Here is an 11488-nt window from a genome sequence, read left to right as displayed (position 1 = left end):
GTTTAGTAACTTAATTAAACAACATAAATTAGAGAGATATGGCTTTTGATATAGATATGATTAAAAAGGTCTATAGCCAATATGATGAGCGCATTTCTGCTGCTCGTCAGGTGGTTAACAAACCTTTGACTTTATCTGAGAAAATTTTGTATGCCCACCTTTGGGATGGCAATGCTACTGAGGATTACAAACGTGGCGTTTCTTACGTTGACTTTGCCCCAGATCGCGTTGCTATGCAGGATGCAACTGCACAGATGGCATTATTGCAATTTATGCAAGCTGGGCGTCCAAAGGTAGCGGTTCCTTCTACTGTACACTGTGATCACCTGATTCAGGCTAAAGAGGGTGCGGATAAAGATTTGGCTCGTGCTAAAAGTGAAAGTTCTGAAGTATTCAACTTTTTGAGTTCTGTATCCAATAAATATGGTATCGGTTTTTGGAAACCCGGAGCTGGTATTATTCACCAAGTCGTTTTGGAAAACTATGCGTTTCCAGGCGGTATGATGATCGGTACAGACTCGCATACGGTGAATGCCGGTGGTTTAGGTATGGTTGCGATCGGTGTGGGTGGTGCTGATGCGTGTGATGTGATGGCAGGTCTACCTTGGGAACTTAAATTCCCGAAACTGATCGGTGTAAAATTAACGGGTAAGTTGAGTGGATGGGCGGCAGCAAAAGATGTGATCCTCAAAGTCGCGGGTATTTTGACTGTAAAGGGTGGAACTGGTGCCATTGTAGAGTATTTTGGCGAAGGTGCGGAGTCTCTATCGTGTACAGGTAAGGGAACCATCTGTAACATGGGTGCTGAAATTGGTGCAACAACCTCAACTTTCGGTTATGACGAATCGATGGAACGTTATCTGCGTGCTACGGGGCGTGCCGAAGTAGCTGATGCGGCCAATGCTATAAAACAGCATTTGACTGCGGATGCTGAGGTCTATGCTGACCCAGAACAATATTTTGATCAGTTAATTGAAATCAATCTGTCTGAATTAGAGCCTTCTCTAAACGGTCCTTTTACACCAGATTTGTATACACCAGTTTCACGCATGCGTGAAGAAGCAACGAAAAATGGCTGGCCTCTGCAAGTTGAATGGGGATTGATCGGTTCATGTACAAACTCTTCCTATGAAGACTTGTCACGTGCGGCTTCTATTGCAAGACAGGCTGTTGATAAAGGGCTTATCACAAAAGCTGAATTCGGTATTAATCCAGGGTCAGAGCAAGTGCGTTTTACGGCTGATCGCGATGGTTTGCTGAAAACTTTTGAAGATCTCAATGCGACAATTTTTACAAATGCATGTGGTCCATGTATCGGTATGTGGGATCGTGTAGGGGCCGATAAACAAGAGAAAAATACAATCGTTCACTCTTTCAATCGTAACTTTGCAAAACGTGCAGATGGTAATCCAAATACCTATGCATTTGTTGCATCGCCAGAATTGGTAGCTGCGATTGCAATTTCTGGTGATTTGGGTTTCAATCCGGTAACTGATACCTTGACAAACAACAAGGGTGAACAAGTGAAGCTGGATCCACCTGTGGGGGATGAGTTGCCAACAAAGGGATTTGCGGTAGATGACCCAGGGTACCAAGCGCCAGCTGCTGATGGTAGTTCGGTGGTGGTTGATGTAGCGCCTACTTCAGATCGTCTTCAATTGTTGGAGCCTTTTGCTCCATGGGAAGGTACGGATCTGAAAGGGTTGAAACTATTGATTAAGGCGAAAGGTAAATGTACTACTGACCATATTTCTATGGCTGGTCCTTGGTTGAAATACCGTGGTCACTTGGATAATATCTCAAATAACATGTTGATTGGCGCTTTGAATTTCTTCAATGAGAAGACTGATAGCGTTAAAAATCAACTTACAGGCGAGTATGGTCCTGTTCCTGCAACACAGCGGGACTATAAAGCACACGGTATTGGTTCAATTGTAGTCGGCGATGAAAACTACGGTGAAGGTTCTTCCCGCGAGCATGCTGCGATGGAACCTCGTCATTTAGGTGTCCGTGCTGTTTTAGTGAAGTCTTTTGCGCGTATTCACGAAACAAACCTGAAAAAACAAGGGATGTTGGGATTAACGTTTGCGAACAAAGACGATTATAACAAGATTCAGGAGAATGATACCATTGATATTATCGGTCTGACAGAATTTGCTCCAGGTAAACCATTAACGCTTGTGTTACATCATGCTGATGGTACTTCGGAAGAGATTTTGGCGAATCATACCTACAATGCGCAACAAATCGAGTGGTTTAAAGCCGGTGGAGCTTTGAATATCATCCGCAAAAATCAAGGATAATAATTTTTTAGAAATAAAATGAAAAGCTGCTTTCCCGGAAAGCAGCTTTTTTTATTTCCTGAGCGGAATGACATTTCTGTGATCTTCGTCATATTTTACCAATTTCCATTGTTTTTATTTGCTTATAAAATAGAATGCCGGTACTTTTGCCCAACGTTTTTAGCACCGATATGAGAAAAATATTTTTAACAATTGGAGCACTTGCACTAAGTGTTTCTGCCTTATTTGCCCAAGAAAATCCTGAGATAGGAAAAAGCATTTTCAAACCGAAAAATTTGAGAACAGAAAGTAACAAGGGCAAATTCTTCTTCTTTTGGGGGTACAACTTCTCTTCTTACGCGAAATCAGATATTCATTTTACGGGACCTAATTATGACTTTATTCTGCATGATGTAAAAGCGGGTGACAGGCCAACTAAATTTGGTTCAACGTATTTTGACCCAAGCAGGCTGACTATTCCGCAATTTAATCTGCACTTTGGTTATTATATCAAGGATAATTATTCCATTTCATTGGGATGGGACCATATGAAATATGTGGTCGATATTCCACAACAGGTGAAAATTTCGGGTTTTATCGGTGAAGAGATTTCTAACCCTGGTATTCCGACAGGAAATCGCGCTGGTCAATATAACGGTGAATTGATTACTGTAGACTCGGCCATGCTGACATTTGAACACACCGACGGCTATAACTTTGCCTCAGTAGGCCTGGAACGTTATGACGACATCATCAATAACCGCAAGGGTCAACAGGTATTGACGATGGAATCGGGTGTGGATGTAGGCTTATTGATTCCTCGTTCCGACGTACATCTTTTTGGTGAAGGAGCCAACCATTTTTGGAACATTGCAGGGTATGGCGCTTCGGCAAAAGTTGGGTTGCACTACCGTTTTTATAAGGGACTCTACCTTCAGGGGAATTTCAAAACGGGCTGGACTGATTTAACAAACATTCGTACAACTGGAAGAAGAGGGGTAGATAAAGCCTCTCAACAAATATGGTTTTTTGAAAATTACTGGGCTTTGGGCTTTAGATTTTAAAATATATTCGTTACAAAAAAAGCTACTTTTAAAGTAGCTTTTTTTGTATATTCTTTTTATATCCTATTTCATCTTCTATAAACGTCTCAGCTAAATGTCGCTCAGTTTGAAAATATCCTTTACCCGAATACCTTTTTCAGTACGCTGAAGTGTACAGCATTCATGTATCGGATCGTGTTCGAAAAATAAGATGTATTCATTATCGACGATCTCATTCCAATAGCTGTTGCGTTCCTCCATGGTCACGAGAGGTCTAACATCATAGCTCATAACATAAGGAATAGGAATATGTCCCACCGATGGCAATAGATCCGCCATATAGAGGATCGTTTTGCCTTTATACAGTATCTGAGGCAGCATCATCGCTTCTGTATGACCGTGTGCATAACGGATAGCAATATTGCTTCCGAAAGGATTTTGGTGATCTTCGACAAATTTTAATTGCCCACTCTCTTGTATTGGTAAAATGTTCTCTTTTAAGAAAGAAGCTTTTTCGCGTGGATTAGGATCGGTAGCCCAAGACCAATGGTCGCTATTGCTCCAAAAATGAGCATTTTTAAAAGCCGGAACGAGTTGTTCACCTTCGCGGGCGATAGCGCCACCACAATGGTCGAAATGCAGGTGTGTAAGGATGACATCGGTGATATCACTTCTGTCAAACCCACTATTTTTTAATGATTTATCCAGTGTTGCATCGCCGTGAAGATAATAATAGCTGAAGAATTTTTCATTTTGTTTGTCTCCCAATCCTGTATCGACCAGCATTAATCGATTACTGTCCTCGATGAGGAGCAGGCGGTTTCCCCAGGTACACATATTGTTTGAGTCGGCTGGGTTTGTTTTGTTCCAGATACTCTTGGGGACAACGCCAAACATTGCACCGCCATCAAGTTTGAAAAATCCCGTTTCTATGGCATGTAATTTCATTCGCAGATGATATGTCTTTTAATGATCTGTTTTTACCTTATTAATATTTGTAAAGCTTGGAACAATTTACGAAAAATATGTGATATTTTTTGATGGTGATAAATTGATGTGCTAAAAAAATATGCTAAAAAGTTTAATTTTTTTTACCTCTATAAGTTGTTGTTAATGAGTGTTTTGTTTTTGTGTTTTTTGTACAATAAGCTTGATTTTTAGATAATTAAGTTTTGTTTTTAGCGAAAAATGCCGTTAAATTTGGGCACATTTTAAAACAAACAAAAAATATGAAAAAGGGTAACATTGGAAACGCGCCTGATTTGAAATATTTAAAAATTGATAGTACAAAAAATGTATTTTATCAATTGCCTGTTTCTGAATTGGTCGAACATGCCTTAGCAAATCACGAAGGTCGACTTTCTGATACGGGAGCGCTTGCTGCTGATACAGGGAAATTTACTGGAAGATCGCCAAAAGATCGGTTTCTGGTCGAAGATTCTTTAACTAAAGATAGCGTTTGGTGGGGAGAGATCAATCAACGAATGTCTCCGGCTAATTTTGAAGCACTATTTTCGAAAGTAGCGGCTCACTTAAGTGATAAAATCATCTATGTAAGAGATTGTGCTGCGGGGGCTGATCCAGCTTATCAAATAGATTTACGTGTTGTTACGGAGACAGCCTATCAAAGTATATTTGCCAATAACCTGTTTCTACGGCCGGAGCCAAATCCAGATGCCCAGCCAGCCTGGTCGATTTTAGCCGCCCCGACGCTGCTTATCGATGAGCCGCATCAATATGGCATTATCAACGAAAATTTTGTCGCGATTGACTTTACAAAAAAGATAGTATTGATTGCAGGGACTGGTTATACAGGGGAGATTAAAAAGAGCATTTTTTCAATATTGAACTTTATTTTGCCATTCCAGCATAATGTGCTTTCTATGCACTGCTCGGCGAACACGTCGAAAGCGGGGGAGACAGCATTATTTTTCGGACTTTCAGGTACAGGGAAAACGACGCTGTCGGCTGATAGAAACAGAAAGTTGATTGGTGATGACGAGCATGGATGGAGCGAAAGGGGAATATTCAATTTCGAAGGCGGCTGCTATGCCAAATGTGTAGGGCTGTCAGAAGACAAAGAACCTGAGATCTTTCACGCAATTCGTTTTGGGGCTCTCCTTGAAAATGTTGTGTTGGATGAATTTGATCGACCTGACTATAACGATATTAGCAAGACAGAGAATACGAGGGTATCCTATCCCATTGATTTTATGGAAAATGCCGAAATAAATGGAATTGGCAATGAACCCGAAAATATTTTTTTCCTGACAGCTGATGCTTTTGGAGTACTTCCTCCCATTTCATTGTTGACCATCGATCAGGCGGTATATCATTTTGTCAGTGGTTATACAGCAAAGGTTGCCGGTACAGAGGTCGGGATAAAGGAGCCTACAGCAGCATTTTCAACCTGTTTTGGACAGGCATTTTTACCGCTCCATCCTTCAAAATATGCGGCCTTGCTGCGTTCGAAACTAGAGCAAAATCGTAACATCAAAGTTTGGCTAGTGAATACAGGCTGGATTGCTGGTCCTTACGGAATAGGTAGACGTATTAAGCTGAATTATACACGATCGCTAATTCGCGCGGCCATGGACGGTTCGCTACTGGAATCTCAGTTTAATAAGCATGATATTTTTGGATTGGAATATCCAACGAGCTGTGGAGAGCATGTTCCTGCACAAATTTTAGATGCACGCGGCTTATGGAACAATGATGAGGCTTATGACATGCAAGCAAAACGCTTGGCGAAGCTGTTTATTTCGAATTTTGAAAAATTCAATAATGAAATGCCGGACTCGGTGCTGGCCGCAGGACCTAAAATCGAAACTACGGTACTTGTATCTTAATTCGTTTTAATATTATAAAAAAACAGGAGGAAATACTTTTCCTCCTGTTTTTTTATAATGATACCTTTCTAGACCGACAGTCATTTAGTCGTGTTTTGTAACGAAAGAATCTATTTTTTCCTGCTCACTTCCAACAAGCGCATTGATAATCAGTTTGAAGGACGCCAAGCGGGCCTTTTTCTTGTTATCTTTTGTAATTTCTAACCAAGGCGATTTTTTGGTGCTTGTCTTTTTAAATAAATCTTCAATATAACCCGTATAAACATCCCATTTCTCCTGCGCCTGCTCGTCCAGCACACCGATTTTCCATTGTTTTAGGATATCTTCTTTTCGCTCTTTTAATCTTTCGGCCTGCTCTTCTTTGCTGATATTCAGGAATAATTTGATAAGGATGATGCCATCGTCGATTAACTGCTTCTCAAATTCAGGAACTTGGTTCATAAACAGCTCGTGCTGTTCCTTGGTGCAAAATCCAAATACTGGTTCAACAACAGCTCTGTTATACCAGCTGCGGTCGAAAATCACAATTTCCCCAGCATTGGGGAGCTGTTTGATATATCGTTGAAAATACCATTGTCCGGCTTCCTCTTCGGTTGGCTTAGGCAATGCAACAACGCGCACCTTTTTTGGATTCAGGTATTGGGTTACACGGCCAATTGTACCGCCTTTACCCGCAGCGTCCCTGCCTTCAAAAATAATCAGGACCCGTTTTCCTTTTTCAATGATTTCATATTGAAGTTTTAAGAGCTTGACTTGGAGCTCGTAAAGCTCCTTTTCATAATCGTAAACATCATTGAATTTTTTTATCTCCAGAATGCCATGCTGTTCCAGATAGTTTAAAACATCTTTGTTTTCGTAGATCTTCTGAAGTTCATTTAAATCGTATTCTGCCATATGCTATTGATTTATACGTTCGTTTTCCTAAAGTTACTTATTGAATTGTTAAAAAACGTCAAATTTCATATAATTCCACATGGGATGTGTAATAATAAGCTCTTTACTTACGTTTAGAATTCTAAACAGCAAAAGAGGCTGTTTGCATAAATAAGACTTTTCATAAATTTAGGTTAATAATTGGTTAGGTTAGCTCGGAGTTCCCCACTTCGAGCTTTTTTGTTGAATGGGGGATCGCTTCAAGAGTACGGAAAAATACGATTCTGCTCCCGTTTAATTAAGTACATCCTAGTGTATTATAAATGTTAAAAAATGTTAAATGGCAACTATTCTTATAATGAATTCAAAAATGCGACGTTTTCATTACAAATACTTTTCATAAAATAGGTTAATATATGGCTAACAAAAGCTCAGAGTTCCCCACTCTGGGCTTTTTATTTTTCAGGTCCCATTTTCGACTTAAAGGCTTTTTTTGACTTGAGTCAATGTTTCGCTTTTTGATCCGTGGCATATTTGTACTCGAAATATAGTTGTGGGGGTGTGCTGGCTGTTAAAAAAGTTGCATTACAGATGTGTGGTACAGCACTTGGAGCTTGTGTTGCATTGGTGGATTTGCCTCTACGAATGGCAGGGGCATTGGCGGGATTAGTAGCGGGCCCGTTTGGTTATCAGTCGGTTTATTTATGGGGGGAATCAGCTGCCTGCTCTCCATCCTTATATTGATCTGCGACATGAAATAAGCTCAGAGGAATTCACTGTTTGTTGCAGTAAACAGTCTCATTAAAGTGGGGCGGAATTTAAATTGATATATATAAAATAAGACGGACCAGATGTACATCCGGTCCGTCTTATTTATTGTGTATTTTGTTACGCTCTAGGCAACTTCTCTTAGATCTACTGCTACTACACGGGATACACCTTGTTCCACCATGGTTACTCCATAGATGATGTCTGTACTTGCAATCGTTTTCTTATTGTGTGAGACCACGATAAATTGTGAATTTTTCGAAAAATCCCGGATAATATTGTTGAACTTATCAATATTTGTATCATCTAAAGGAGCGTCCACCTCATCGAAGATACAAAATGGTGCCGGTTTAGAAAGATAGAGTGAAAATAACAAAGCTGTTGAAGTCAAGGTCTTTTCACCACCCGAAAGCTGATTGATAGACAGCGGCCTTTTCCCTTTGGGCCTTGCAATAATGTCGATATCTGAATCCAGCGGATTGTTCGGGTCTGTGAGTACCAGGTCGCAGCTGTCTTCTTCGTTAAATAGGGAACGGAATACTTTAACGAAGTTATTCCTCACAGCATCAAATGTAAACATAAACTGAACCTGAGCGGTATCGTCAATTTCTTTTATTGTTGCCATCAAGGATCCTTTTGCTTCAATTAAATCAGCTTTCTCTTTATTAATGAAATCATAGCGTTCGTTCATCTCGTCAAAAGCCTCTTTTGCCATCAGATTGATCGTTCCAAATTCATCAAGCTGTTTCTTGAGTTTGCTGCATTTGGTTGCCAATGTCGCTTGATCTTCTGTGATCTCAGGCGCATCTTCACGGTCAATTAAGTCTTTCAATTCGATGTTGAATTCAACGGAAAGGCGTTCTTTTAAGGCATTGAGGTCGATCTGCAGACCTGTTTTTTTATCTTTGATCTCTGAAATAAGAAAGTCACTCTGCTCTTTTGAGCGACGCTGCTGTGTCAGGGCATCTTCGAGATTATTGATTTTCTGCTTATCTGCATAGTACTTGTCTTCCAATTCTTTAAGACCATCTTCTAAAGCAATCTTCTGCTCATACATGGCAATAAGATCCTGATCTTCTTCATCTTCAAATGGAATGGTTGTTCTTAACGCTTCTTGCACTTCAACTAATTCTGCGCTGTTTCGCTCCAGACGGAGTTCGTGGTCATCCTTCTGCGTCTCTCTAAATTCGAGATCTTTTGTGATATTGGAAACTTTGTTTAACTGTTGGTGGTAAGCGATATTCTCTTGATTGTATGCGGTCGATTTTTCGTTAAGTATTTCAGCTATTTCATGGAATTGATCCTGTAAAGTCGATAATTCGGCGATACTCTGTTCTTTTTCCTGGCGCAGCTCCTGAAGCTGTGGCTCGGCAATCCTTAAATCTGATTCTATACTTTCAATTTTCTCCTGAATATCTTTTTTACGGGCCTGGGAGTTATTGATGAAGGCTTGATATTGCTCTTGCTTTGTTTTGACAGTAATTAATTCATTATTCAGTCTATTGAGCTGAAAACGAAGCTCATCGATTAACTCTTTCTGCGAATTGCCGCGTAGTACATCCAAGCGAGCTGTTTCGGCCGTTATTTTATCTTCAAGTTTTGCTATTTCCTGATTTAAGGTTTTGATCTCTTGGGATAGCACTTCGAGGTTTTTCGCTCTTCCGATACGTTTGCCCTCAAATAATCCCACGGAACCACCAGAAAGACCCAAATGATGTTTCGAATAACGTCCATTTTTTTGGAGAATCACCTGCCCCAGAGCAGGTAGCTTTTCATCCAGTTCTTTTTCATTGTCATGTTTAAGGATAAAGACCTGCTGCAGGAGCATCGTACATAAAGCCTTGTACTTTTCGTCTACGGTAATCACATCCAACGCAGACATCAAATTGTCATTTGGTGCAGGGGTAGCGCTTGGCGAATGTGCTATGGCATCTAAAACAAAGAAATTAGCTCTTCCTTTTGCGGCATCGCTCAATAGCTGAATTGCTTGAACAGCATCTTGTTGTGTTTCGACAACATAGTGGTTCATAATAGGCTCTAGATAGTTCTCAATAGCCACGCGATAATCTTCCTGACAGAAAAGGACATCTGATAGGAGCGGAGGTTGCTTTTTCCATCCTGCATTTTTCTTGAGGAACCGAATGGAATCGGGGAAACCTTCTAAATTATCAACAAGAGATTTTGTGAGGTTGTATTCGTTTTGTTTGGCATCTACCAGACGGAGATCTTTGGCAAGCTGGGCCTTAAGTTCTTCTAGGTTTGCCTGGCACTGACTGATCTGTCCTTGGAGCTCTTCTTCCAGCTGGTTTGCAGAGTCATACTGTAGCTGCTGTGCTTCCACACGGCCTTCCAGTTCAGTAACAGCAGAATTAAACTGCTGCAATTCGGCTTCTTTTGCTTCTGTATCTACACTATTGCGAACAGATTCTTGGAGGAGGGCTTCTTTCTGAATGGTAAATACGGCAAGATCTTTTTCTAATTTGTAGATTTTTGCCTGTAATTCAGCATTACTCTTATTAAAAATATCAAGCTTTCCTTTTGCCGATTGTTGCTGTCCTCTCAGTTCGTCGACTTCGGATTTATCCGATTCAAGATTCGTTTTTAACGAATCGAGCTTATTTTGTTCATCAAACAATTCCTCATTCAGTCGTTTGATGGTGTAGAGTACATGATTAAGCTGTTGTTTATCGCTGTTGATATCGAGGTTCAACCGGTTCTCTTTATCTTGAAGATTTTTGACTTTTTCGTTTTTGATCTTCTTTTCCGATTCATAACCTCGGATTTTATTGACAAATTCCTGCGTTGTTTTTTGCTGTACCGAAAGGTTTTTTTCCTGTTCCAAATTTGTCTGGCGGAGTGATTGGAGTTCAGTTTCCGCATTCAGGATATTTTGATGTGCATTGGCAGCATCTTTCTGAATCTTGGATTCTTGTGTCTGAAGTCTTTCCAATTCAGTCGAGAAATCTGCTATTTTATAATAAGCCAAATCTATACTGCTCTGGCGGTATTCTGCTTTAAGTGAGGTATATTTTTCAGCTTTTTTAGCTTGATTTTCTAATGATTTGAGGTTCTTTGTGATTTCGTAAAGCAAGTCATCTACACGGCTAAGATCGGCCTCAGTATCTCTCAGCTTTGCTAAAGTCTGTTTTTTACGAACTTTATACTTAGAGATTCCAGATGCTTCTTCGAAGAGGTTGCGACGTGAATTATCTTTGTTGTTGATAATTTCATCGATCATTTTCAATTCGATAATCGAATAGCTGTCGGCCCCTACACCGGTATCCAGGAACAGATCTGTGATATCTTTTAAACGACATTTGACATCATTCAATCGATATTCACTATCGCCGTTGCGAAACAGCTTCCGCGTGACGGTCACTGTCGAGAATTCCGTTGGCAAAATATTATTGTTGTTGTTGAAGGTCAGCGAGACCTCTGCAAGGTTTGCCGGTTTTCTATTTTTCGTTCCATTGAAGATAATATTTTCCATCTTATCGGAGCGAAGCATCTTTGTGCTCTGCTCTCCCAGCACCCAGCGTATGGCGTCGACAACATTGGACTTCCCACATCCATTGGGGCCAACAATCGCTGTGACACCATCATTGAAGTTGATCGTGATCTTGTCTCCGAAACTTTTAAATCCTTTAATTTCTAGTTTGGTTAACTGCATTTA

At 40.4% G+C, this 11488-nt stretch carries 6 protein-coding genes; 3 read left to right on the top strand and 3 right to left on the bottom strand.

All coding sequences use genetic code 11. From position 1 onward, the window contains the following. The first annotated feature begins 38 nt into the window (after positions 1–38). Positions 39–2303 carry an aconitate hydratase gene (locus tag AAH582_RS13815; RefSeq protein ID WP_046672871.1) on the top strand — a complete coding sequence of 755 codons (2265 nt, stop codon included), beginning with the start codon at positions 39–41 and terminating at the stop codon, positions 2301–2303. A 170-nt stretch (positions 2304–2473) separates the two neighbouring features. Then, positions 2474–3346 carry a hypothetical protein gene (locus tag AAH582_RS13810; RefSeq protein ID WP_046672928.1) on the top strand — a complete coding sequence of 291 codons (873 nt, stop codon included), beginning with the start codon at positions 2474–2476 and terminating at the stop codon, positions 3344–3346. Between the two features lie 90 nt (positions 3347–3436). On the opposite strand, the gene AAH582_RS13805 is transcribed toward AAH582_RS13810, so the two are convergent. Continuing rightward, a complete protein-coding gene (locus AAH582_RS13805) occupies positions 3437–4273 on the bottom strand; it encodes an MBL fold metallo-hydrolase (RefSeq protein WP_046672870.1) in 837 nt (278 codons plus the stop codon). A 281-nt stretch (positions 4274–4554) separates the two neighbouring features. On the opposite strand from AAH582_RS13805, the gene pckA reads away from it, so the two are divergent. Next, complete coding sequence (gene pckA, locus AAH582_RS13800) at positions 4555–6174, top strand: phosphoenolpyruvate carboxykinase (ATP) (protein ID WP_343318056.1); 1620 nt, start codon at positions 4555–4557, stop codon at positions 6172–6174. Positions 6175–6258: 84 nt separating this feature from the next. On the opposite strand, the gene ppk2 is transcribed toward pckA, so the two are convergent. Both ppk2 and smc read right to left on the bottom strand, forming a co-directional pair. Then, the gene (gene ppk2 / locus AAH582_RS13795) at positions 6259–7068 is read right to left on the bottom strand and encodes a polyphosphate kinase 2 (RefSeq protein WP_046672869.1); all 810 of its coding nucleotides are present in this window, start codon (positions 7066–7068) and stop codon (positions 6259–6261) included. Positions 7069–7942: 874 nt separating this feature from the next. Continuing rightward, complete coding sequence (smc, locus tag AAH582_RS13790; RefSeq protein WP_343318054.1) at positions 7943–11485, bottom strand: chromosome segregation protein SMC; 3543 nt, start codon at positions 11483–11485, stop codon at positions 7943–7945. Positions 11486–11488 lie beyond the last annotated feature (3 nt).

This window comes from Sphingobacterium multivorum (assembly GCF_039511225.1).
In the GTDB taxonomy this organism is placed as follows: domain Bacteria; phylum Bacteroidota; class Bacteroidia; order Sphingobacteriales; family Sphingobacteriaceae; genus Sphingobacterium.
Note: the sequence above shows the minus strand (reverse complement) of the source record. Positions and strands in the feature narration are given on the sequence as shown.

What these genes read in the sequence shown, in the direction of transcription:
- AAH582_RS13815 (WP_046672871.1), top strand. Translation starts at nt 39, where the DNA reads ATGGCTTTTGATATAGATATGATTAAAAAGGTCTATAGCCAATATGAT.
- AAH582_RS13810 (WP_046672928.1), top strand. Translation starts at nt 2,474, where the DNA reads ATGAGAAAAATATTTTTAACAATTGGAGCACTTGCACTAAGTGTTTCT.
- AAH582_RS13805 (WP_046672870.1), bottom strand. Translation starts at nt 4,273, where the DNA reads ATGAAATTACATGCCATAGAAACGGGATTTTTCAAACTTGATGGCGGT.
- pckA (WP_343318056.1), top strand. Translation starts at nt 4,555, where the DNA reads ATGAAAAAGGGTAACATTGGAAACGCGCCTGATTTGAAATATTTAAAA.
- ppk2 (WP_046672869.1), bottom strand. Translation starts at nt 7,068, where the DNA reads ATGGCAGAATACGATTTAAATGAACTTCAGAAGATCTACGAAAACAAA.
- smc (WP_343318054.1), bottom strand. Translation starts at nt 11,485, where the DNA reads ATGCAGTTAACCAAACTAGAAATTAAAGGATTTAAAAGTTTCGGAGAC.